This is a genomic window from Caballeronia sp. RCC_10 (genome assembly GCF_041360715.1).
GTDB classification, from domain to species: Bacteria; Pseudomonadota; Gammaproteobacteria; order Burkholderiales; family Burkholderiaceae; genus Caballeronia; species Caballeronia grimmiae.
The window spans coordinates 156,698-181,839 of the sequence record NZ_JBFUPT010000008.1 but is presented as its reverse complement, the minus strand read 5'-3'; the positions used below and the strand labels follow the sequence as shown (position 1 = coordinate 181,839).

Genomic DNA, 25,142 nt, shown 5'->3' with positions numbered 1-25,142 from the left:
AGCGGAAGCAGCGATGGGGGCGTGCTGACGCTCTCTCCGGGATTTAACCAGCTTGACGGGACGACCACCGAATTACGTGTGCGGGCGCGCAGATTCGGATGAAGATGCGAAATCGAATGCCCGTCGACGAACGGTCGTTCCACAGCTCTGCGCGCCGCGCGTGTCAGTAGTGGTACGGAGCCCGCTTCACGCCGTCGATTCACACCAGGCAACGTCATCGAGTGGGCTGCCGAGGACTCGCTCGGCTATCTAATAGCTTTGCTTCCTAGACCCACTACAGCCTCATTTCCCGGCCCTGCCGCAAACGATTAGGCCGAACCGCCGGGAGACGGCGCTTCGGGCCAACCATTGCATGATTTACGCTGAGGTCGATCCGGGCTGGAAATGATACGGCTCAGGATCGGCCGTGTACTCGAACTCAGTCGGAACGCTCTCAGTACGGTGCTGGCTATTTGGAGCCTTGGGTACCGTGTAAAAATCCGCAAGATCAGCCTGCTGCGTCAACTTCCAGTAATCAACGAGACGCCATGGGCTGTTGGTTACGATTCGCCCGCGCGCGTTACGGAAATACGTTGACATGCCAGGGTGGCTCCAAATCATTTTCTGGTGCATAGCTTGGATGTGCTGGTTATAGGTGTCGTACACATCCTGTCGGCATTCAACCTCAACGAGAGAAAATTCTCCCATTTGGCGCAAAATACTTAAAACGAAGTCCACTTGGCACTCGACTGTAAAGATGAAGCTGCCGCCATGTCCAAGCGCAGTGTTCGGTCCATACAGCATGAAAAAATTCGGAAAGTTGGGAACCACGGTACCGAGATATGCTTGTGAATCGTCGTCGTCCCACGCTTCTCGAATACTGACACCTTGCCGACCGATCACCTCGACGGGCGAAAGAAAACGCGAAACATCGTATCCTGTCGCAACGACAAGTACGTCAACTTCGCGCGTTCCGCCGTCAGGACCATAGACCGTCTTGCCCTCAACTTTGCTCACCGGTCCATCGATCAACTCAACCTGGGGCTTGAGCAAACTTTTGTACCACCCGTTGTCCAGCAACATGCGCTTGCCGAACGGAGGAAACGTCGGCGTGACCTTTTCAAGCAGGTCTGGACGATCCGCCAATTGCTCTTTAATGTATCGGGTAAAGACCTCACGGTGTCCGTCGTTCGTTGCGTTGATCGAACGTTCTGGGTGTGCCCACTCCGGGTCTTTCTGCAAAGTCTCGTGCACCTGACTGTCGAAGATCCAGCTCAAACGCAGTCGATACAACCATTCATAATGTGGCACCTCACGAAAGAGCAATCGGACGGATTCAGGAACCTTCTTTCGGAACTTTGGAAACGGGGCCGCCCACTGCTTTGAGCGCTGGAAAACGGTAAGAGACTTAACGGTGTCAGCAATGGCAGGAACAAGTTGCATGGCGCTGGCACCATTGCCGATCACGGCTACACGTTTGTCGCGCAGGTCGATCGTCGGATCCCACTTCGACGTGTGAACCATTGGTCCGTCGAACTCTTGCAGGCCAGGAATGGGCGGAAACTTTGGCGTGGTGAAAGCACCGACCGCCGAGATGACCACATTCGTTACCAGCACTTCTTCGCTGCCGTCCGGTAGTCGAAGGCGAGAATGCCAAGTGTGGCTTTCCTCGTCGTAACGAGTTGAGACGCATTCGGTCCCAAATCGTACCAGTTCTTCAACCCCAGTCTGTCTAGCGACCCGGTTGAAGTAACCCTCGACTTCCTCTTGCAGCGGGAAATACATCGACCAGTCGCCACTCGCGAACGTATACGAATACAAATGGCCCGGTGTGTCTACGCCGCAGCCAGGGTAATGATGTGAGTGCCATACACCACCGGCGCGGTCTTGCTTCTCGATGATGGTAAAAGGGATTCCAAGTTGGCGAAGCCGGAAAGCAGCGACCACGCCCGACATTCCAGCCCCGATAATTAACGCATGGAATCCTTTTTTCACGGCGACCGGTTCGGGAGCAGCACCGGAGTAACGCTTAAGTCGGTGCATCATCAGGTCGGCGTATTCCTGCGGAATCTTTGAAGACTCCGAGAACGACATCATCCGAATCAGTTCGTCGGCCGTGAGATCGGGTTTGGCAATCGGCTTGCCGGCGCGCCAGGCAGTGATTGTGTCCAGTGCTGCCGCGCGGACCTCGTCCTGAATCGCATCGGGCAGCCCCCCGGAGTCGTTGTCGTCCCAGCGGCTGCGATCGACAATGTAGGGCGCCTGGAGCCAGCGCTCTTCGCCGGTGAATTGGTGAAGCAGCAAAAGTAGCGTGGGGATGTTCGCAGAGGGCAGAGCTTCTGCCAAACGCTGACGAAAGTTGTCGGGGTCAATGTTTTCGGGGCTAGTCATCGCTTAATTTCTCTTTCGGCGGAGGGCAATGAAGAGTGCAATCCATCACCACTGAGGGATAGTTAGACGTCTTACTCGTAGGTGAAGTCTTGCTTTTCTCAACCCAATTGCTTACTCACCGTCTCCCTGTCGCGTGTATTGCGAAGCTCCGCTAGAGGGAAGATATCAGCGGCTGAGCGAGGGGCTCGACCATCAACCTGCAAGTGAAGTTTGCGCCCTACTTGAGGGACTGCCTATTAAGCGCTACGCCAAGCATCTTTGCACTGTCTGCAAACTTCGCGGGTTGGGCAGTCCTTGTACCGTCGGACGCGCAAATCTAATGACACTCGCCCTTTGTTTCGAGCATTGAGAGATGATGCGCCTCCGGTGTCGTCTGGCAGCGCTCAGCGAGTTTCATTGCTGCGGCGGCTCACGGCCGCGCCAACGCAACTACCCTTACTTAGTGATTGGCACGATTGACGGTGCCGACGCAGGTAACAGGATTGCGGCGATTTCGTGCGGAGCCGGCTTTCACTACGCCGATCCGACTCATTAATGGCGAGTTGTCTTCAGATTGCGCTTTCGAGCAGCTCACGCCTTGGAAGAGCATCCTTCCTTATCATATCTGCGCCTTTCGCGCCGATCATCAGCGACGGCGCATTGGTGTTGCCAGTCGTCACCCGCGGCATGATTGACGCATCTACAACGCGAAGTCGCTGAACGCCAATTACACGAAGCCGGTCGTCGACCACCGACATCGCATCTCGGCCCATCTTGCACGTACCGGACTGATGCGAAGCAGTGTTGCCAGTCTCTGCGATGAACGCTCGGATTTCTTCGTCGCTTACAACGTGCTTTCCCGGCAGTTGCTCGTTGAGTACATGCGAAGAGATGGGCTCCGCATCCATTATTCTCCGTATAATCTTGACGCCTTGAATGATATCGGCGAGGTCTTCCTTGTTCTCAAGGTAATTAGCGGTGAAACTCGGCGCGTCCATTGCATTAGCTGATCGAAGCAACACGCGCCCTGAAGCGCGCGGCCGCATCAGGTACGTGGAAACACCAATGCCAGCCTCGGCATCTACATCGACGTGTCCGCTCGCGTGAAACTTAAAAGTCATCGGCCTGAAGCTTATCTGCAGATCCGCGTATTCTGCCTCGGGCCGACTCTTAACGAATGCCGCCACTTGAGATGCTCCCAGTGCAAGATATCCCCCACTAGTTAGCAGATATCGAGCTCCTTCAATGTACTTTCTGATGCCCCGGATGTTGCGGTTGTATGAGCTCGCCTCTGCCGAGCGGTATGCAGTGTGGACGACAAGGTGATCTTGAAGATTCGAACCTACGCCAGGGGACTCGACAATTGTCTCAATGCCATGCTTCTGGAGCTCGACCGCAGGGCCGATACCCGACAACATCAAGATCTGCGGGGAGTTCAATGCACCGGCAGAAAGTATCACCTCTCTAGAGGCCGCGATCTGCCTTCGTTGCCCCGCCTCAACGACCTCAACTCCTGACGCCTGCTTGTTTTCCAGAACGATGCGTTGTACGAGGCAATCAGTTCTGATTGTCAAATTCGGTCGGTCTAAAATGGGCTTCAGGAAAGCCACGTACGCGGATTGCCGGCGACCTGCGCGAATAGTGTGCTGCATGAATCCAACGCCTTCATGGAGTTCACCGTTCAGGTCTTCTGTAACCGGAATTCCAACTGTCTGAGCAGATTTGATGAACGCATATGAGCTCTGCATCTTGACAGCGGGATCGCTGATCCAGAGAGGGCCGTCGACGCCACGATACTTACCTGCTCCGCGCTCGTTGTGCTCGATCGCCTTGAAGTACGGAAGCACATCGTCGTATCCCCATCCGCTGTTTCCGAGACTTTCCCAATAATCGAAGTCCTTGCGATGCCCCCGTATGTAAATCATTCCATTTATGGAGCTCGACCCGCCCAACCCTTTGCCTCTCGGCCAATACACGCGGCGTCCGCTAAGAGTTGGTGACGGCTCCGTGAAATAATTCCAATTCAAATTCTTGTCGAAGTAAAGCTTCGCCATACCGGCCGGTGTATTTACCCAAAACTTGTCCGATTGCGGACCGGCTTCAAGAAGCAATACTTTGTTGGCTGGGTCATCGGAGAGGTAGCGCGCAAGGACACAGCCAGCTGACCCCGCCCCGATGACAATGTAATCGTACGTTTCCATGCGTAGCTCGATATCGACGAGATGCCACGGTTTGACCTTTCAGCGGCCTATATTTAGGACCGACGGGAGATCCTTGCATGCCTCACATGGAGGTCGCCGCCGGTAGCGCGCGCGCAGTCGGTCAGCGTTCGGACGCTCCGAGCGATTTGAGGAGTTCAGAGACGTCGCCAACGGACTCCAGATTCATGATTGACGAGATAGCGTCTTCAACAGTATGCGGCGGAATTATTCCGTCGGCGTTGGTCCGGAACTTGTCCGTCAACTCTTGATCCGTCATAGCAATCCCGCCGGCGGTGCCCGGGGTTCCCCGGGGGTACCGAAGCTCAGCCACAAAAGTGCGTCCACGAGCGTCGACTTCGATGCGAGACGGACGGGCAGCCGGATCAGAAGCAATTGAGGATGCCCAGTCGGGGTGGATCTGATATGAAACCTTGCGCATCAAGTCTAGTACTTGCGGCGCAAATACGACTTCCCGCGACTGCCAGACTTTGCTAGATGGAAGCCGCTGGGCTGCGACGGCTAGACCGTGCGCAGTACTGAACTGCGCCTCTACAGGATCGTTGATCTCGCTTACCGTCCAGCAAGGCCGGTCCACGTGCCCTTCACCCCATGCACGGATAGCTTCGATCTCCGTTGCATTCAACGCATTTTCGTCAAGGATGCCCCCAAGGAGATCGATAAGGCCGTGCGGTGCACGACAGTGCGGGTAGAGCTTAAACGAGTTCTCACGTTGGAACCTCCAGCTCTTTCCTAGATCGACGGTCAGCGCTTCTGGGCTCCAGCGGGTGCTTCCGATAAAACGTCGATAGCCGAACTCCGCGTCGTCAAAAACGCGCGGATCGCCCCTGTGACCCAACAAGGCCATATGAGCCGCGGTCAAAGCGGTCTGTGTGATTGGACCCGCCATCGTGTACTTAATGGTTGAAACTGGCGTATGCTCAATCCAGGACCGATGGGAGTTGACCGGTGTGATGCTTGCGGCAATTGAGAGGGCATGCGCGGTCATGTCCGGACTTGCTTCGCGCAACTGCATTATGGCCGCTGTTGCACCGAAGATAGTGCTGTTGTATCCCAAGACGGCAGGCATGGTGTACTTGCCATCAACAGTATCCCTGATGTAATCCATTGCCTTGCCGAACCGATTTGACATCTCGTGAGCAACGGCGATGGCCTTGACTAGTGCTTGCCCGGTGACACCGTCCACCTCTGCAACAGCTAGCGCGCCAGGCAGGACATACGGTGAGACGTGCCCCGGAGGAAGGATGGCGTCAAAATCCAAGGCATTGATAAGCTCACCGTTAGCGAAGGCGGCACCGAAGATCGATGACCGATGGCCTGCACCAAAGATCGTTGCGTCTCGTTGCCCTGCCCCGAGGATTCGTCCGTATTCGATGCCAATTCGACCTTTCGTATCGTTCCCGCCCGCGATTGCGCACCCTAAAGAATCCAATAAGATTCTCTTAGATTCCAAGATCACGTCTTCGGGCAGATCGCCAAAGTCAGTGCCCGAAACGAAATGCGCTAATTGTTCGGCGATGCTCGTCTGCATATCTAATCTCGCGATTCACACTCAAAACGTTCAAAGAGCGGCACAACTACGGCCGAGACGCTCACACGACTTACTGCTGTTGGCTGACAGGTCCCGGGACTCCGCCGAAAATGCTCCACGGATTGGCTACCGCCCAGCCTGCATCGATAAGCAAATCAGTGCCTGTGATCGCTGAGGCACGATCCGAGAGCAGAAATTCTACTCCGCTGGCGATTTCCTCCGGCTCAATACGCCTTCCCAACGCCATTTGTGCGTCAATATCAGCGGCATATCGACCCGGCGGCCGAGCCTTCACACGAGGCACAAGCACTGCACCGGGGGAAACCGAATTGACACGTACTCCACTCTTGCCATATTGAGCTGCGAAATTTTGCGTCATGTTGATCACTGCGGCCTTGGTAGGACCATAAGCGTGCTGGGGCGACGAACCGTGCCCTGCGATCGAAGCGACGTTGACGATGCTTCCACGACCTGATCGCGCCATGCGCGCCGCAAACACCCGGTTAGCGTTGAACGCACCCTCCAGATTGACTGTGACAATACGGCGCCACATATCCATAGGGAATTCATCCGGCGCGAACTTTGTATCCTGAAACGCCGCAGCCGCAACTACCAACCCGCTCACCGGACCAACGTCTTTTTCAACAAGATCGCTGATACGCTCTACGGAAGCAAGGTCACTAATATCAAGGGGGTAAGAAGATCCGCCAAGTTCCTTCGCCACCTCCTCGGCCGATTCTTTATTAAGATCAACAACGACTACTCGCCATCCTTGCTGCGCCATCAATCGGCAACAAGCAGCTCCGATCCCGTTGCCACCTCCGATTACTACTCCCACCTTCGATTCCGTTACCATAGCTACCTCTCTCCGAATTTCGACTTTTCTGTTTAGCGGACAAGCATGCTCCGCTGTGTCAAGTAGTTCTTCTGTTACCTGATGAGATATGGCTCGATTCCGTTTTTCCGCAACAGGCCCCGCGGAGCTTGTCCCCGACAGTGTGTCTCGTATTCATTGCAGTCGGGCGGCGACTTCGCCCGAAATCCCGACTGACTTCAATTCGACGAATGGATCAAGTCCTTCGGGTCCGAACTCCCTCCCGAGGCCGCTATGCTTAACGCCTCCCATTGGGGCAAGGAATCCAGCGGAGTTACCGTTCAATTCCACGGTTCCTGTCTCCATGCGTTTTGCAACGCTGATACCACGGTCGATGTCTGTCGTGAAGACCGAGCCGTTGAGGCCATAGCGTGTATTATTCGCGATGGAAATCGCTTCCTCTTCGCTACCGTACGGAATCACGGCTATGACCGGTCCGAATATCTCTTGCTGTGCAATCGTGGTATCGGGGCCTACGTCAGCGAATACTGTGGGTTCAACAAACCACCCGCGGTCAATGTCGGGCCGCCCGCCCCCCTTCGTGAGTCGAGCGCCGTCTGCGAGCGCCGACGCGATGTAACCTTCAACTATATTCCGTTGCCGCTCGCTTACGAGCGGTCCGATATCTGTGGCGGTATCCCGCGGATCGCCGATCTGCATCGAGTCGATGAGTGAACCTATGCGATCTACAACCTCTTCCTGCAAACCGACGGGAACCAGAATTCGCGTCTTCAACGTGCAAATCTGGCCGTTGTTACGGAAGGAGCCGAGCCGCAATGCGGCTACAGTTTGATCTAGGTCTGCGTCCTCGAGAACAATTGCTGCCGATTTCCCCCCTAGTTCAAGGGTGACACGACGCAAGTCGCGCCCGCAAATCTCGGCGATTCGCCTGCCAGCCGCGCTAGAACCTGTAAAAGTCACCTTATTGACGCCCGGGTGAGAAACGAGATATTCGCTGACTTCCCGACCTGCTGGGACAATGTTAACTACACCAGGAGGGCAACCCGCCTTTTCGAGCATCCTTGCAACAAGATACGCATCTAGAGGCGTCTCAGGGGACGGTTTGAGAACAAGCGTACAGCCGGTAAGCAATGCAGGAACGAGCTTCTGCATGGTCAACGACAAGGGAACATTCCACGGTACGATACCGGCAACGACGCCGACCGGTTCTCGCAAAATGAGAGCGTGTCCATACGAGGAACTACGCACAGATCGGAACGGATACTGGGTAGCAATCTCGAGATACGCTTCGAGGATACGTACTGGGTTGACGACTTGAATCGACCGAGATTGACTTATCGGACACCCCATTTCCTGCGTAATCGTATCTGCAAGGAGATCGGATTGCTCGACCATGAGATCTCGAAGTCTGCGGAGAATACCGATGCGGTCTTCCAGGGTCATGCTAGGCCAAGGCCCAGATGTGAGGGCCCGATGAGCTGCCGCGACGGCGCGATCAATGTCCTCGCGCGTGCCTGCTGGTACCGAGGCAATGACCTCCTCCGTCACCGGCGATATGACGTTGATGCGTTCGTCGCTGGCGGGAGTCGTCCACTCACCACCTATAAAAAGACGATTCTCACTAGTTACCGAGTTCATTGTGTTTTCCTTAAAGCTACCAATTCCTTGCAAACAGTTGCTAGATAAACGCGAGCGCGGGTCGCATAGAGACTGTGACCAATCGCCGCTCTGCGTCAGGCAACCTATGACACCTGTCTCGAGGGATCGAGAGTGGCAAAACGCTTCTCGACTTCGTTGAACTTTGCCAGTCCGCCCAACGATGTGTACTCTTGGAAGGAAGCACAGCGCTCAAGAATTCCCGCTACCGACCCGGTGCGCCTGATCTCCGACAACACCTCAGCCATTGCCTTTATCGCTGCCAACGTTGCGAAGTTCGGTAAAATCATGAGTTTGTAGCCGAGCTTTGACACTTCATCGGCAGATAGCAGCGGTGTTTTGCCGCTTGTAGGAAGGTTGAAGACGTGCGCTGCCGGTAGTCGCTTCGGTATCTCTTCGATCTCTTCAATCGTACTGGCCGATTCGATGAACAGCAGATCAGCGCCGGCAGATAGATACGCGTTACCACGACGTATTGTCTCGCTCATTCCTTCTTCCGAAAGTGCGTCGCAACGAGCAATGATCAAGAAGTCCGGATCTGAGCGAGCTGCAACAGCTGCGGCGATCTTTTGTGCCGCCTCCTCACGTGGTGCAAGTGCCTTACCAGAAAGACTTCCACATCGCTTGGGAAAAACTTGATCCTCGATATGAATTGCGGCAACTCCCGCACGTTCGTACTCTCGAACCGCGCGTTGTACGTTGAGTTGGTTGCCGAAACCCGTGTCCGCGTCAGCTATCACGGGCACTGAAACCGCCTGCGAAATCGCTGCAGCGTTTTCGACCATCTCCGTCATAGTGATCAGACCGAGATCCGCGAATCCCAGGCGATTTAGGGCTGTGCCTCCGCCAGGCATGTAGACTGCGTCAAATCCGGCTTGTACCGCGAGCTTAGCTGGCATGGGACCAAACGCTCCGGCCGCAACCAATACACCTTCCCGCTGAAGCATCCGGCGCAGCTTAGTTGTGGGTTTTTCCATGGCCGTCACTTACAGGTCTTAGCGCCCGGGCCGAACACCTGCTGCTCGGTTACCCACCCTTTGGGTGCGATTGTCATGACAAATTCACAGAGATTTGCTCTAGTGACGCTGGTGAGCTTGACGTAGTCCGTCGGAACACCGTTGACCGTTGCGCTTGGCGCCGGCGTCGGGCTGCCCGAGCCTAACGCATGCGCAATATCTGCCGCATCTTTTGCCATCTTGTCAATGGGCGTCCAGGTCGTTTGCGATTGCCAACCTTGCGCGATGTACGCCAAACTCGGTGTTGAAGCGTCGGAGCCAGTTACCCAAATCTCCCCAGGTCGCTTCCCGGCCGACTTCAGGGCCTGAACAACAGCCTGCGCGCCGTTGTCCCACATAACAACGAATGCTTTGATGTCGGGTGACTTCTGCAGTGCGGCTTCAGCCTCTCTTTGCGCAGTGCTTGTGTCCCAGCCAGGCGTCATAGTGTCGTAAACGACATTGACGCAAGCCTTAGTTTTGATGAGCTTGTCGTACGCCTTGGACATGTCAACCTGCGCGAGCGTCGACTGATCGCCCCTAATAATCGCGTACTTTCCGCACGGGACCGCACCCAGCGCAGACTCGGCCTGGATTGTGCCCATCTCGTAGTTGTTTCTGGAAATATGATAGTCGGCTGTTGCGCTGGTAACGCCGCGGTCATAGGTAATAACCTTGATTCCTTGTGCCTGTGCTGCCTTCACGAGGCCACTCGCTGCTTGAGCGTCGATAGCCGCCATGACCAGCACCTTGACTTTGCGCTGGATCATACTTTCAACCTGATTCTTCTGCATTGCCGCGCTCTCGTTCGAGAATTGAACGATTACGTCGTCGCCATTGGCCTTCGCCTGCGCCACGAGAATCTTCTGCTCCCATGCCCAGCGTACCTGATTCTGAGTGGGGAATACCACTCCAATCAGCACACCGGCGTTCGCGACGCTCGCGAACGCTGTCAATGTAAGCGAGACGGTCGCGGCAGCGCATGCCTTTTTGGCGTAATGCATGCCTTGCCGTGCGGTCTTACACGAGTCGGCATCAGCCCGCACATCATTAAGTTCGTCGATCTTAGATTTATTCCGCATGTCTCCTCCCCTTATGGTGAAACTTCGAGAACGCCTGTCTTGCGAATAATTGTTGAAGCGACAGGTCGCCCATTTCTCAACGTATTGAGTGAGTGTGACCGCGGCAAGCAGGATTGCCTATAGAATCTAGCGAGAAGCAGCTTTGCACCCGCGGCAAACGGTTCCGGTGCGCGCGTAGCTCACGCGGCGTGCGGTGGACCCACCGCGAAAACGTGGAGAAGCTGAGACAGCGTCCGGTAATATCCAACTAGAACGACAAGTTCGAGTAGAACATTATTCCCGAGGATAGCGCTCAGACGGCCGAAATCATCATCACTCAACGGCAGTTGGCCGCGGTTGAGCATTTCACAGAGTTCATACGCTGCTGCCTCCCTTGGTTCATCGCTTGTAAAGCGCCGCTCTCTCAGACCAGATAGCTCTTCCTCTGTCATGCCAATAGCACGACCAATCCGTTCGTGAGCGTAACGCTCGAACGAGCTGTCCGTGTCGGCGGCGACGCTCAATATTGCCAGCTCTCTTATCCTGTCACTGAGGCTCGTTTGGTACCGGATAGCGGCTCCCAATTCCTGTAAAGGACGACCAAGAACCGGGCTATGCAACATAATTCCAAAAGGACCAGTGAGCGCGCCCGTGTGGTCCATCAGGTGGAAATGTTGCGGGCCGGTAGATCGTGGTCCCGAAACGATCGAGTTATATAAAGCAAGCTGACCATCGTTCAGTTCTTCCTTTGTTAAGCTGCGAAGGCGCATGTGTTCTCCTGTCTATGCGACTCGAAAGGCGAGACGCTCTCTGTTAGGCGGGTATATGCGCCAGGATCCGTCAAGATGACGGAAAAAAAACATAGCCACAGGACCGTCGGATCGGACAGCCTCGACACGCACATAAGAACCGTGTTTGGCCGGACCGTGCCTGAAGGCAGTGACACGGACCTTCTCAGCGTTTCCACAAGTAAGCCAGTGAGTAACTACCGCGCGCAAGGAGCGTACTCCGCCAACCATCGGCTTCTCCTTTAGGGTCAGTTGGGAGGAAAGACGAAGTTCGTCCGGGTGCTAGTGCGCTACAAAGCCGCCGTCGACAGGAAGGGCAACACCGATTACGTAACTTGCACCTGGGCTGCAAAGCCAGAGCACCGCGGCCGCGATCTCGTCGGGTTGACCGATTCTGCCGATGGGCGCACCGGCTAGCGCATCGGCGAGCACGAGTTCGCCCTTCTCGACAATCGTTGCGACCATCGGCGTCTCGATCGTTCCCGGACAGATTGCGTTGATGCGGATGCCGCGCGCCGCATACTCCAGCGCGGCGCTGCTTGTCATTCCGACAACGGCGTGCTTCGACGCATGATATGCAGCCCGCCCCGCTCCGCCGACGAGGCCTGAAAGCGAAGAACAGTTGACGATCGCTCCACTACCTTGCTTACGCATCTGCCTGAGTTCGTGTTTCATGCAAGCCCACACGCCACGTGCGTTTACGGCATTAACACGATCAAAGTTCTCCGCAGGTTCATCGGCGGTTTCACTGGGAGGATCAATAATGCCCGCGTTATTGAACGCCATGTCCAACCGCCCGAACGTGGCGACCGTCCTTTCGACTGCGTCCGCCACTTGTTGTTCGTTCGAGACGTCGCACGGAATTCCGATAGCCTGGTAGCCGGCTTCTTTAAATTCCTTCTCCAACGCCGCGACCCTGGTTTGATTCACATCGACAAGTCCCACTGATGCGCCAGCTTTCGCGAACTGACGCGCAGTCGCGAGTCCCATGCCTGAGCAAGCGCCAGTGACCAAAGCAACGTGTCCGGAAAAGTTGTAGACGGGATTCATGGTGATTCCTTTTAGGAGGTCGGGTTATAGAAAATCGTAGGAACCTTCGTTAAAGTCCACGCCACATCTGCCTTGCATTTGATGGGCTGCGTTTCAGGTTTCGGAATTCGAAAGGTCACCGGATTTGCTGACGTCTTGTAAAATATCCGTCCAGGCCAACGGCGAAGACGAGAATAAGCGCTTTGACGACGTTCTCCGCGTAGCTGGAGACCCCAAGCAGGGACATTCCATTGTCGATTGTGGAGAGCAGAAAGGCGCCAAGGAGCGCTCCAATAATTGACCCAATTCCACCACGCAACGACACGCCACCGATAACGGCGGCCGCGATCGCAGTAAGCTCAAGATTGATACCGGAGTCGGCCGTCGACGTTCCTACTCGTGCAATAAGCATCGTCCCGGCAATACCATAGATCGCGCCCATGATGATGAAGCCCAGCAGCACGATTCGGTTCACGCTAATCCCGGCATACATCGCTGCCTCCCGATTAGAACCGACCAAGTACACGCGACGGCCGAATTTGGCGCGAGAGAGTGCAAAGCCAAGGATGATGACGATTACTGCGATCCATAGAATGGCGTTGGGAAGGCCGGTGCGGCCTGCACCGATCCACAGCAGTGCTCCGGCCAGCACAGGCCATGCAGCGCCTGCGGCAAGGATAGGGGTGATCGCGACATTCCCTCGCTCCTGTTTAACGGACTTGTATCGGCGGTACGCAGACCAAAGTCCATATGCCAGAACGAGCGCTGCCAACACGGTCGTCGAGAGGGAGGACATACGTCCCTCGGTCAAATCTGCGAACTCGGAGCTGACAGGGCCGATCGCTGCAGCGTCGGTCCACATCAGGCCTATCCCTCGCCAGAGAAGCAGACCTGCGAGCGTTACGACGAACGCGGGCAATGCGAGGCGGGTAATTACAAGCCCCTGCACGAAACCCAACGCGATCCCCGTGCCTACGGCCGCCATGACGCTAGGTGCAACGCCCCAACCTGCGACCTGACACTGCGCCGCGACAAGACCGGTCAGAAATGCCGAGCTGCCAATCGAAAGATCGATCTCACCCATAATGATTAGGATGGCGATGCCCGCTGCCGCAACGGCCACTACGGCCGTTTGCCGCAAGAGCAGTGAAGCGTTTGTGGCGGTAACGAATATCCCGCCCGAGGTATGCTCGAAATACAGAACCAACAGCGCAGCGGCTAGCAGAAGCACCGTCGAACGGGAGGTTAGTAAGCGAAGGACTGATGTCCAAGTTCTGGAGCCCCTGCCGGACTTTGTGTTAGGCGTCGAGTAATGCGTTGTCATGTGTTCACTGCTCCAGTTGCGGCTGACAGCAAATCGTGAGCAGTCGCTGATCGCGAAAACTCTCCTTGTATGCGGCACTTATACATAACGAGCACGCGGTCAGATTCTGCTAGCACCTCCTCTACGTCGCTGGAGATGAACAGCACCCCAATACGAAGCTCCTCAACAATTCTTCTTATCAGGCGATAAATGTCTTGCCGAGCACCGATATCCACTCCCAGAGTCGGTTCATCAAGAATCAAAATCTTCAACCCCTTAACAAGGCACCGGCCGAGCAGCACCTTCTGCTGGTTCCCGCCGCTTAAAGCGTCGATGGCAATGTCGGAACGTGCGGGTCTGACGCCCAACTGCTGCATGAGGTCGGCGACTTGCTCGCGCTCCTTCCTTCGATTGATGAACAAGTGAAGCGAGCTCAGGTCGTCTAACATTGAGGCGGTCATGTTGGACGCGACCGACTGGCCGTGGAGCACCCCCTGCGATTTCCGATCTTCTGCTAGGAGAGATAGGCCTCTTCCGACTGCTGAATGCGTGCTCCCCGGGATTCCTTCGGCGCCGGCGATTGAGCATTTGCCCGTTACTGGCCCGGGCCAAGCCCCGTAAAGAGCTCTACAAAGCTCCGTGCGCCCGGCCCCAACAAGCCCATACAAGCCAACGATCTCCCCTGGGTAAACCTCGAAACTAACGTTCAGCGCGCGAGGGCGGGTGCGACTGTTGTTTGCGTAAACCGAAATGTCCTGCACTTTCAGCACGGGGTCACCCACTCGTGGCGGCAACTCATGCTCGGTCTTTTCCTGGACCATCTGGATCGCATTGCCTAGCATTGCTGCGACTAGCTGAGCCCTGGGCGGCACCGTCTCATAGTTGGAGACCACCGCGCCATTGCGCAGGACCGTCACGCGGTCGGCTATTTGATCGAGCTCGTCCAGTCGATGAGTGATGTATATGATCGCTACACCGGAGTCACGTATGGAACGCAACTGATCGAGCAGTACCGCAGCCTCTACGTCAGTTAATGCCGCAGTCGGCTCGTCCAGAATCAAAACGCGAGCAGATCGGTGCAGCGCTGCTGCCAAAACGATTAGGCGTCTTTCAGACGGCGTCAGCGACGAGCAACGCGCTCGCGGGTCGAACTTGAGCTGGAATGTACTGAGCGCATCACGCGCCCATCGAACCGCAGTTTGCTCGTCGTAAAGTCCCCATCGCCCTGGCATGTGTCCGGCGAACATGTTCTCCGCAATAGAAAGATGAGGAACCACGTGCAGCTCTTGAGGAACGAGCACGATGCCAGCTGCGTCGCCCGCGCGAGCCGACGAAAACTGCTGCGCTTCGCCTCCTAGTTCGATCGACCCCTCGTACTCTCCGTGGGGAATTACCCCGGTCAGGATTTTCATCAACGTCGATTTGCCAGCGCCGTTTTCGCCGGCAACGGCAAGTAACTCGCCGGGCTTAACGGACAGATCTACGTCACGTAGGACGGTTATACGCCCGTATGTCTTAGTCAGCCCTCGACCGACAAGCAGAGGGGAATCTGCACGCGACTGGAGTGGATTCTCGGACTCCAAGTTGGACGGAGGGATCAATCCTGAGGCCCGGGTGCTCGCGGACATATTCATAGGGCGAGCCCCGATTTCTTGATGAATAAGTCGGTCGCCATGGACATCAGCCACAGTCGCGATCGGGCACCGAGCACATCAACGCGTTGATCTCGACCCGTTGATCGCGGCTCCGTCGGACTGCTGTGGGCGTACCACGCCGTAAATCTCTCCGTCGCCATCATCGTCTCCAGTCTTGTATGGGCCCCGCTTTACTGCGGTAGCCCTATTGATGAAAGGAAGTATAAGAGCGTGGTCGTTGGCCATCCAGACTGCTGGATGGCAAGTAACATTGCCCTGCCTGCAAAGAACGGGCGCGCTTGGCGGGCTTGAACACTGTGCCCTTGCGGCACCGAGAATCGTGGTAAGGGCCGATGTGATTCGGGGCACCGCATGACGATGCCGGTGACGCCGATCCGCCAATTGTGAATCGCTCGTCATGCCGGCGACCACGACGCCGTATGATGCAGACGCCAACGCACCTGCCGACGATGCATCCAGCGGCCCTGTGCATAGGGCCGTTTAGCGTTGCGCGGGCGCCAAACGCGACGGATAAATGCACGGAACTAGCGAGTTCACCTCCGCACGCCCGTCGTTCCCAGTGAGCCTTATTTCAATCCGCTGGTTAACGGGCGTTGCCAAGCTGGCGATTCCCTCCGCCTCAATGGCACCGCGCCCAACGCAAGTCAGCTCGCGTGGAGGCGCGGCGGGGCGACCGGAAAGTTGCGTTCCGTAGACGGCCGACCGCCTAGACAAGGTCAGTCAGTATCGGCTGTCGTCGATCTCTGCACCAAATATTTCGATCAAGAAATCAACGAAAACTCGGACGTTACGAGAGACGCCACGACTGGAAGGAAAAACAGCGTAGAGATCGCCGTCGCCCGGCCGCGGACTAACAGACCAAGGTTCTAGTACCCGTCTCATTCTGCCGTCGGCAATATGTTGCCGCACCATCCACTCCTGCACGATGATGAGACCAAGCCCGGCTATTCCTGCGGAGAGAAGCACCATGGCGTTGTCGGATCGGACATTTCCCTTCACCTCGACCTTTTCAACAGTGCCGTCCCGTGTAAAGCTCCAACCACCACTGTAAGGCGCTCCCGAAAAGACGAGACAGTTGTGCTTGACAAGCTCTTGGGGCGTCTCAGGAATTCCGAACCTTTCGAGGTAGCCTTCGGACGCGCAAACGATGCGCCGATTCGGGCTAAGTCGGCGAGCAACAATGTCGGCATTTGGCAGATCGCCCAACCACATGGCAACGTCAATGTTGCTCGAAATAAGGTCGCGTCGCTCGTCGACGAGGGAGATATCGAGAGACAGCTCTGGATAGCGCGCTTGAAGCTTCGCGAGCGCCGGTACCACCACCGTGGTGCCCGCGGATATCCGTAGTGCAACACGCAGGAGCCCTCTGACGTCCTCCTGAAGAGATTTCGCCTCGGAAACAGCGGTCTCAAGGTCCCGGACTATACCGGTGGTGCGTTCGTAGAAGCGACGACCGGCGTCCGTTAGTGACAGATTTCGGCTGCTCCGATTGAGCAATCTGACCCCTAACTCCTCCTCAAGGGACTTGACTTGGCGCGCTACCGAACTGATAGAGGAAACGTCCCGCGCAGCTGCTGAAAAACTGCCAGCTTCGACCGCCTTTATAAATGTTTTAATGCGCGTGAATTGTTCCATGATCGTTACCCCGCAAGCCGCTGAGTCCTCCGCTTTGTACTATCGCGTTCTGCGAGCCTCAACCTGGGGAGATCGCTCCCCATTGTCGGGCTTACCTGCCGGTACTCTAGCAGGACCCCGTGCAGAGCTCTGATGTTTCGCGCGAAAAGCGGGCCGAAGAGCGTCGAAACCAGGGTTTACCTCGAGGAGATGGTCGGCAAGGTCCAAGCGGCTGGCATAACGCTGGCCAAAGGGCGTCGCATCCCACGGATGGCCATTGCTCGTTTCGTGACGCCGTTGGCGCTCGTCGGCAAACGATCTTTCGAACCCGCGCATTCCATCAGGGTAAATACTGATGCTAATCCATCGACCTTCGACGGTTATAACTGACACTCGGGCCATAGTGGGCGCCGCGCGATAACTATGCGCGTGTGCATTTAGCGTTTGCGCACACGGCAGCTGAAGAAGAACGCGGAGGGAGGTGCGAACGGACTTAATATCGGGTACCGCGCGCCCGCGTCCCGCAAGCAACGCAGTTTCTCACGCTAGTTGGCTGACCCGTACAGCCATCCCGGAATTCGGTCGGTGACCAACAGGGCTATCGTATTGCGGACAGCTCAATGTGACGGGCGAGTCGCAGCGATTGCATGAACCCAAGCGAACTTCTAAGACAAGCGTAGAAAGCTTGCCTGGCGGCTGGGCCCAGTCAGAGATGCCATCATGAGCTGGAAGGAATAGCCTGGCGATGCGGACATGCGCAGCCTTACGATAATTACGTATTCATTTCTTTTTACTTGGCTTCAAAGTTTACGACCGCTTTATTTCGCTGATTCGGCCAGAGGTCGCCGCTTCGACGGGGCGTTGGCCTCGCGGGTTGGAAGGGGCACGACGCGGAAAAAGACCCCTCTGCGGTGAAATCCATATCCCGGCGTAACCCGGCGCGCCGCGCCCCGACGTTACGCCGACGGGGAAGTACCAGCGAGTTTGAAAAAAGCAAAAAAGCGGGCAACGTCCGGAGATGTTGCACCGCAACGCGCCTCTCGCAGCAGCGTAAAACTAGTCCAATTTGGCGCATCCCCTCCTAGAAGGAGTGTTGAATACCCGCATAAACGCCTGATTGACTGTGACCCGGCAGCGGATTGTCGGCGGCCACGGAGGTGCCCGGGTTGTTTGCGTTCAAACCGAAGTTAGCGGCTTTGCTATTTTGTACCGTCGCGACCTGCAGATCGAGCATTGTTCGTTTGGAAAGGTTGTATGAAGCTCCCAAGGTATAGATATTCGCGTTGCCCGATCCATTGTTCCCGTTCACGTGATAGACGGCGCCGATAAGAGCGGCAGCCGGAGATGCCTGCCAAGTCAAGCCACCCCACACTTGATCGAGCGTGGTCGGTTGGCCCGGGAGGACACCGACTGCTCCGGACGTTCTCAGCGCTTGATAAGCGGCCGATATTTTGAACTGACCAAGGAACACGTTCGCGAGCGCTGAATACTCACGTGAGGCTTGGAATACGCCGCCCGGAGCGTTTGCAGTGTTGATAGGATCGGTAGGTGCTCCATACAGTTTCCCGTTCGACGGGTTGCGGATTTCATCGTAGAGTGCCCGTACTTGGAAAAGCGCAGATGTGTAGGTCACCTGCGCACCTGCGGCTCGCCCTTGTGCGGTAGTTCCGTTCCCATTCCAGTTGGTGGCGTTTGACAATGAATACTGCCCGTAGAAGTCAAATCCCGCTAGCTTAGGCGACTGGTACGATATGTTGTTGCTCGAGAAAGGCCAGTTTCGGCCACGGAATAGGGAAGCCGAGGACCACGCAGTCTGCCCCATCGGATCAAAGTCCCATAGATTGTTAGAGATGAACAATTCCCGGCCGAGAAGAACAGTACCGTACCTGTTGTCCGCGAAACCGACGGTTGCCCACCGATTGAAGAGCCCCCCGTTACTAGGACCGGCACCTGTCATAGTGTTGAACGAACCTTCCAACTGGAAAACCGCCCTCGTGCCGTTACCGAGATCCTCGACCCCTTTCATACCCCATAGACTCGTTCCCCAGTTTCCGCTCTCTGCCCTAAACCGGTGAGTGCTGGCCGTCGCCTGGCCCGCGGCATTTGGACTTGTCGGAACGCCAGACATATACTCAAGTCCCGCGTCGAGGCGTCCATATAAGGTGACGCTGCTTTGGGCATGCACATTGAGGCAGGCGCCAAGAAGGGCTGCCATAAGAATACGCTTTTTCATTGTCTCCTCCAACGTAATAAAACGTTCACGGTTGCACTGCTTCTCTAAGTAATTTCGCTACGGGAAGCAACTCTTCCATGCTTTGTCTCCACACCCCCCATTCTTTAGGATTACTTAGATACTGTGCGGCGCCTGGAAGCGAGATTAACGAACTCTTGAATCTCATGAAAAGCTCCATGCTGAGAACATAATTTGAACTAGGTGTTATCCACACTTAATCCACGCATTCAACAACTGGTGTAACTCAGATTGACACAGGCTCACCGAATCGCGGCGTATAAATCTTGCGAAATCTCTCGATTAAGACAGCGGACGCGTCGCTACACGCATAACTTCGCATAGCTAAGCTTTAGGCTCCTTTTTTATTAGCTTTACCTGAACTAGAATATCCTGAGCGGCGTTCCGGCGAGGGATCATCGCGCGGCGATGCGATTTGCGCGTTCGAGATCGTTCATCCTAATTTTCGTCGCCGATGTCTCCGTCGACGAGACAGTCTAGGAGCACACGTTGGCACGAGGTAGTCCACGCCGCAGTAAGCTGCCTTGCTTTGAACGCAAACAACGGCGCCCGAGCTTTCCGACAGATTACTGGCAGGCACCGTTAGAACGATGGCGAACAGCGCTCGCCTCCCTGACATGAAGAGGCGCGAGTTCGTCAGGACCGGTCGGCTTCCGCGTCACGGCGTTACTGCCGCTGTAGTCGTCAAAGCGCCCGTCACGAATCTACCTCCATACCCCCACAACACGCAAGCATCGATTAAAGAGTCGTTTATACGGACAAGGAGTGGCTAGGGTAACGGGTCTTGTTCTTTGCCGACGCATGGGCATCCCTGCCCTACTGACCTATCATGGCCACCGCAAGTTATCCACTCTAACGAGCGAACGGCTGCGCCGCGCCGCTCCCGATTCTAGGCACGCTCGATCATTGACCGCTCTCAATATGAACGACCAGAGTGGCAGGCTCGCTTGAAAAGACTAATCTGCCCGCAATCGTATCGTCCTAACCATTGCCGGCAATGCCCGCACCGCCGTTGCAACGAGAATCGCAGTCGCCTGAACGAGCAGTTGCACCGCTGGACCCGCCCCTAGGGCGAGTGCCAACTGGCCAAGTTGCGCCATGAACAACGCGGCCGCCGCGCTCGCCATAACGCTGCCTCTACCACCGGTGAAAGGTGTACCCCCCAGTACCACCGCTGCAATAGCAGGAAGCAAATACCCGTTGCCCAGCGCCTGAGAGGCGCTTCCGACATATCCAGCTAGCAGCATTCCTGCGACTGAAAAATAGGTCGCCGAAGCGCAGTATGCAGCAATTTGGACCCGGATGACCCGTACGCCCGCCGCCTCGGCAGCTCCGGCGTTCACGCCTGCCGCGACAAACCGCCGACCGATGGTGGTCTTCCGCGTTACCGTCCAGCCGAGTGCTGTAACGGAACCTGCGAAGACGGCGCAGGCGGGAATCCCAAAAAGATTCGCGTGTGCAATGAACTGCATAGACGGGGAAACACTGATCGGGACATTTCCGCTGAACGCGCGAACCGCCCCGGTAATCAAGGCGTTGACTGCGAGTGTCGCGACAAGTGGCGTTATCGCAATTCTCGAAACGAGAAATCCGTTCAGTGCACCGATAACCCCACTGCAAAAAATCGCCACGAACGCCGCAGAAAACACCAAGCCCGATTCTCCCCCCAACTTGGCCATTAATACTCCACCCAGCGCCATCATGCCCGTGGCCGACATGTCTATCCCTCTTTGCTGGATCACCAGTGTTTGACCGGTTGCTACGATCGCAAGGATGGCAGCGAAGGGAAGCATTGCCAGAAGCGAGCTTTTGGAGACGGTGCCTGGTGCAATGACGGCGCTTGCGGCGAACAGAGTCGCAAGCCCGACCCAGATCCGCGACGAATCGTCGAATAGGCGGAGCAAGCTCTTCCGGTCGTCACTGCCGCCAGGGTATGCGTTGCCGCTCAATGCGGCCCCGAGGTTCCGATCCAGGTTTCTCATCGTGCTACCGCCATTTGTCTGCACTTGCTGTAGAAAGACACCGCAACCAGAATCATTCCGCCGAGCAGGTACGACTGCCAAGAGTCGGAGAGGTCCAGAAATGAGGTGACAACGTTCAGTTGGGTGATCAGTAGAGCACCGAGCAACGCTCCCACGAACGATCCCCGTCCGCCGAAAAGGCTAGCCCCGCCAATCACTGCTGCGGCGACACTGCCGAGTGTATAGTCCACACCTGCGGTAGGATCTCCTGAACCAACCTGCGCCATCATCGGAACAGCGGCAACCGCAGCGAGCAATGAACACCCCACATACGCAGCGAACAGCGTTGAGTGCAATCGTATTCCAGACATCCGTGCAGCCTCGACGCGGGAGCCAACAGCACGGAACGCCACTCCCAAGGAGGTCTTGAACAAGGCGAACTCCAAGAGCAAGCCTAACGCTATCGCGATCACGGCAGTCGCCGGAAGGATACCGACTTGCGCCGAAATCGAATCCACAATCGAGTCTGAAATAAGCCCCCCCGGAGTCGGCCGCAGCAATAGCGATACCGCGCCAATGGCCATGTAGGTCACTAACGTGGCGACCATCGGGTGAAGTCGAAGTGGATCGACGAGAATCCAATTGACGACACCCACCAAGACGGCGACTGATACGGCAAGCAGCCAGCCCGCTGACTGATGTCCGATAGGCGATCCGTCGTTGAGGAAGAACGACTGAATGACAACAATGAGCCCCATCAATGGGCCGACCGATAGGTCTATTCCGCCAACCAGCATAAGAGCCTGCTGACCGTACGCAACAATCGCTAAAGTAGCTGTGAGCGCCAGAATTCCGCTCACGCTCCGTGCCGACATGTAGGTGTCGTTCATGTGCGCCGTGTACATCCCCAACGCGCATATAACAACGGCGATGGTGACTATAGGCGCCCACCCTCCCGCAGCCCACCGAAGAGTTCTTGTCGCGCCGGCAGAGCTCCGTTGCCGCTCTGTTGTAGCCGTGAGCATAGCCGACGTGATGTTGTTCTCCAACACCTGAGTGTCCTTCAGTTCCTCAACGATCTGCCCGCGGGAAAAGATCAATACTCGGTCGCACAGCCCGGCTAGTTCTGCCGCATCAGAAGAGACCACGACGATGGCTATGCCGGAAGCAGCTGCATCTCGCAGGACTTTATAGATCTCGACCCGAGCTCCGATGTCAACGCCCTGCGTTGGCTCGTCGACGAGCAATATTCTCGGTTTGCCTGCGAGCACACTTGCAAGGACGAGCTTCTGCTGATTGCCGCCGGAGAGTTTTCGGATCGGGGTCTCGATAGATGATGTCTTGACAGCGTATTGTTCGATTGCCTGCAGTGCACGGTTTCGTTCCCTTTTAGCCCCCACGAAACCTCGCAGCGCGTCAATGCTCAGACTGCGGACCGCAAAGTTCTCTCGGACCGACAGATCCGCGAAGATTCCCTCTCGATGACGGTCGCCCGGTAGATACAGAATTCCCGCGCCGACTGAACCTCGCGAATTACTTAGCCTCGCTTTTTTTCCGAAAACTTCTACGGATCCTCGACTGCGCTCCAGCCCGGCTAACGCACGCATGAGTTCTCGCTGCCCGTTCCCATCGATGCCTGCCAGACCGACTATTTCTCCGCTCGCTATACAAAGCGAGTCGCATGAAAAACCAAGCCCACGGAACGAGGTAAGCTCGAGCGCTTTCACAGCGCCGACTTGAGCGCGTTTTGGTGGAAACTCCCGGTCGAGCGCGCCTCCCACAATGAGGTGCACAATATCGTGCTCAGTGAGATCGCTTACGTGGTAGGTTCCCTCGCACTTTCCATCGCGAAGCACGGTGACACGATCGGAAATTGCTCGCACCTCTCTGATTCGATGCGATATGTAGACGACGGCGCACCCGTCATCGACAGCTTTCCGTATGCGGTCGAAAAGCCTTTCCACGTCCGCTTTCATCAAGTGCTCTGTCGGCTCGTCAAGGACAAGGACCTTTGGCTTCGTCGCAAGTGCTTTTACAATCTCCACGATGAAGCGCTCGGCAGAACCAAGACTGCTGACGCGGTCCGACGCTCGGATAGTTAGATCGTCGCTCCACTCCTCGAGCAGAGTTTCGGCCCAAGGCGCGATTGCGAGCAGCGGAGGGCGGAGCGGCTTAGGCACACCAACATATAAATTCTCCGCAACAGTAAGGTCGGGCATTAAAGCGGGTTCCTGCCTGACGATGGCTAGTCCGAGCTCCCGGGCTTGTTCGGTGTTTCCTGCAGTCTCACGACCGACGATTGCAACACGTCCAAGTTCAGGAGTGAGAGCCCCAGATGCGACACCCATTAACGTCGACTTTCCAGCGCCGTTTCCGCCTACTAGGCCATGAACTTCGCCTGCCAATACGTCAAACCCGACCGAATCGAGCGCCTTCACGCCATCGAAGACTTTCGTAACGGCTTGAATACTTAGTGCAACGTTGCTGCTTTGTTCCATGCCCGCCTCCGGATCCTAAGACCTCTTTGATCGCATTCTTCAAGTTCCCGCACAACTGGTCCGCTTACCTGCGTTACGGGCAAATCTAAGGCTTCGTCGTGCGCTCATGTCACTTGCCGACTACTGCCTGAGAATATAAAGCGGCTTGCCCCGGGAGTCGCGACCGGGCACGCCATAAAAACTGGACTTCTCACGCCAAGGTACTGAATATCCCACTCCGGCTCGTTGCGCCCCCGCGCAAATAGACCACACAGATGTCCGTTACGGGTTTGCACGCATTGAAGGCCATGCCGTTTCAGATATAAGTTCGGTAGGTTAGCAAGTCACGACCGTAGCTTGCGCTTAATGTCAGTAATCGACGCTATGATCGTAGAATTTGACAGCTCAGTCGTGCAGACGTCTCAACGCCTTGATCGGTACCTTGACCTTATTTGCCATCTTTATCCCTACGTCGATTGTGCTCATGTCGAGGAGCAAGGCGAGACATTCCACGCGAGCATCTATTACAGCCTCTTCGGTCAACTTGGCGTCGGGAGCATAGCTGCGCCCGGCCTTCACTACGTTAGAACCGCGAGCGCTATAAGTCGTGACAACGGTGACGAGTTCGTAGCGTGCCTGCTTAACAAGGGCTCGGCAATCGTCGAACAGAATGGCCGACAGGCGAAACAAGGCCCAGGCGACATCGTCATTTGCGACACGGCCCGCTCATACAAGTACATCTTCTCTTCCGATTATCAGCTTGTGTGTTTGCGGATACCGCGCAAACAGATGCTTTGCAGACTTGCTGATGCAGAGCGTTTAACAGCCTTGACGCTTAACGGCGCGTCACCGATGGGTTTGTTCGCTGGCTCTGTCGTGCGCGGAGCAGCGGGACTAAGCCCCACGCTAGAGTTGAGCGCTGCTTCCAAGCTGGCTTCTTCGGTCATAGACATCATCGCCGCCTCTATTGAGACTGAACTCGGAGGACTGAAAGCACCTCGCGACCGGCACGTTGAAATATGGGAACGTGCTAAAGATCACATCGACGCCAACCTATCCGATCCCGAGTTCAACGTCGATTGCCTTTGTGACGCGATCGGAGTGTCGCGACGAACTCTGAACAGGGTCTTCGCAATCCATGGAACGACTGCGGTTCGTTGTTTGTGGCAGAAGCGGCTAGACGCGAGCCACGCATTGTTGGCGGAGGGACGTGCGAGACATATAGCAGATGTCGCAGCTGCCTGCGGCTTCAGCGATTTCTCGCATTTCAGCAGGGCTTTTAAGAAGAGCTACGGCTTTGCACCGTACCAACTCTTAAAACAAAAATCCATCTGAGAGCCAAGCGCAACCACTACATCGCCACCAGGAGTGCTGCGATTCGGGGCTCGTATTAACATGGACTCCGTCGGTTATATGCC

Annotated in this window: 17 protein-coding genes; 2 read left to right on the top strand and 15 right to left on the bottom strand. The window is 56.1% G+C overall.

Annotated elements, in window-relative coordinates:
* Positions 1–357 precede the first annotated feature (357 nt).
* The 12 genes from AB6804_RS16665 to AB6804_RS16610 all read right to left on the bottom strand — a co-directional run bounded on the left by AB6804_RS16665 (position 358) and on the right by AB6804_RS16610 (position 17,056).
* Positions 358–2,370: a flavin-containing monooxygenase gene (locus AB6804_RS16665; RefSeq protein ID WP_370887362.1), complete on the bottom strand. Its 2,013-nt coding sequence runs from the start codon at positions 2,368–2,370 to the stop codon at positions 358–360.
* A 548-nt stretch (positions 2,371–2,918) separates the two neighbouring features.
* The gene (locus AB6804_RS16660) at positions 2,919–4,550 is read right to left on the bottom strand and encodes a GMC family oxidoreductase (protein ID WP_370887361.1); all 1,632 of its coding nucleotides are present in this window, start codon (positions 4,548–4,550) and stop codon (positions 2,919–2,921) included.
* A 121-nt stretch (positions 4,551–4,671) separates the two neighbouring features.
* Complete coding sequence (locus AB6804_RS16655) at positions 4,672–6,099, bottom strand: MmgE/PrpD family protein (RefSeq protein ID WP_370887360.1); 1,428 nt, start codon at positions 6,097–6,099, stop codon at positions 4,672–4,674.
* 70 nt (positions 6,100–6,169) lie between these two features.
* Positions 6,170–6,955, bottom strand: coding sequence for an SDR family NAD(P)-dependent oxidoreductase (locus AB6804_RS16650; protein ID WP_370887359.1), 786 nt, complete (start codon positions 6,953–6,955; stop codon positions 6,170–6,172).
* A gap of 153 nt (positions 6,956–7,108) precedes the next feature.
* The gene (locus AB6804_RS16645; RefSeq protein ID WP_370887358.1) at positions 7,109–8,572 is read right to left on the bottom strand and encodes an aldehyde dehydrogenase; all 1,464 of its coding nucleotides are present in this window, start codon (positions 8,570–8,572) and stop codon (positions 7,109–7,111) included.
* A gap of 104 nt (positions 8,573–8,676) precedes the next feature.
* Positions 8,677–9,567, bottom strand: coding sequence for an oxaloacetate decarboxylase (locus AB6804_RS16640; protein WP_370887357.1), 891 nt, complete (start codon positions 9,565–9,567; stop codon positions 8,677–8,679).
* 5 nt (positions 9,568–9,572) lie between these two features.
* Positions 9,573–10,667, bottom strand: a complete 1,095-nt coding sequence (locus AB6804_RS16635; RefSeq protein ID WP_370887356.1) for a substrate-binding domain-containing protein — start codon at positions 10,665–10,667, stop codon at positions 9,573–9,575.
* Between the two features lie 179 nt (positions 10,668–10,846).
* Entirely contained in the window at positions 10,847–11,416 is a 570-nt protein-coding gene (locus AB6804_RS16630; protein ID WP_370887355.1) for a carboxymuconolactone decarboxylase family protein, read from the bottom strand.
* A 300-nt stretch (positions 11,417–11,716) separates the two neighbouring features.
* Positions 11,717–12,484, bottom strand: coding sequence for a glucose 1-dehydrogenase (locus AB6804_RS16625; RefSeq protein ID WP_370887354.1), 768 nt, complete (start codon positions 12,482–12,484; stop codon positions 11,717–11,719).
* A 115-nt stretch (positions 12,485–12,599) separates the two neighbouring features.
* Positions 12,600–13,694 carry a hypothetical protein gene (locus AB6804_RS16620; protein WP_370887353.1) on the bottom strand — a complete coding sequence of 365 codons (1,095 nt, stop codon included), beginning with the start codon at positions 13,692–13,694 and terminating at the stop codon, positions 12,600–12,602.
* A gap of 89 nt (positions 13,695–13,783) precedes the next feature.
* Positions 13,784–15,394 carry a sugar ABC transporter ATP-binding protein gene (locus tag AB6804_RS16615; RefSeq protein ID WP_370887430.1) on the bottom strand — a complete coding sequence of 537 codons (1,611 nt, stop codon included), beginning with the start codon at positions 15,392–15,394 and terminating at the stop codon, positions 13,784–13,786.
* A gap of 747 nt (positions 15,395–16,141) precedes the next feature.
* A complete protein-coding gene (locus AB6804_RS16610) occupies positions 16,142–17,056 on the bottom strand; it encodes a LysR family transcriptional regulator (RefSeq protein ID WP_370887352.1) in 915 nt (304 codons plus the stop codon).
* Positions 17,057–17,188: 132 nt separating this feature from the next.
* On the opposite strand from AB6804_RS16610, the gene AB6804_RS16605 reads away from it, so the two are divergent.
* A complete protein-coding gene (locus AB6804_RS16605; protein ID WP_370887351.1) occupies positions 17,189–17,425 on the top strand; it encodes a hypothetical protein in 237 nt (78 codons plus the stop codon).
* A 691-nt stretch (positions 17,426–18,116) separates the two neighbouring features.
* On the opposite strand, the gene AB6804_RS16600 is transcribed toward AB6804_RS16605, so the two are convergent.
* From AB6804_RS16600 to AB6804_RS16590, 3 genes are all read right to left on the bottom strand, one after another.
* The gene (locus tag AB6804_RS16600; protein ID WP_370887350.1) at positions 18,117–19,268 is read right to left on the bottom strand and encodes a porin; all 1,152 of its coding nucleotides are present in this window, start codon (positions 19,266–19,268) and stop codon (positions 18,117–18,119) included.
* 974 nt (positions 19,269–20,242) lie between these two features.
* Positions 20,243–21,268 (bottom strand): ABC transporter permease, encoded by a 1,026-nt coding sequence (locus AB6804_RS16595; protein ID WP_370887349.1) that lies wholly within the window; start codon positions 21,266–21,268, stop codon positions 20,243–20,245.
* Positions 21,265–23,745, bottom strand: coding sequence for an ATP-binding cassette domain-containing protein (locus AB6804_RS16590; RefSeq protein ID WP_370887348.1), 2,481 nt, complete (start codon positions 23,743–23,745; stop codon positions 21,265–21,267). Before AB6804_RS16590 ends, AB6804_RS16595 begins: the two co-directional genes overlap by 4 nt.
* A gap of 363 nt (positions 23,746–24,108) precedes the next feature.
* On the opposite strand from AB6804_RS16590, the gene AB6804_RS16585 reads away from it, so the two are divergent.
* Positions 24,109–25,059, top strand: a complete 951-nt coding sequence (locus AB6804_RS16585; protein WP_370887347.1) for a helix-turn-helix domain-containing protein — start codon at positions 24,109–24,111, stop codon at positions 25,057–25,059.
* The last annotated feature ends 83 nt before the right edge of the window (positions 25,060–25,142 follow it).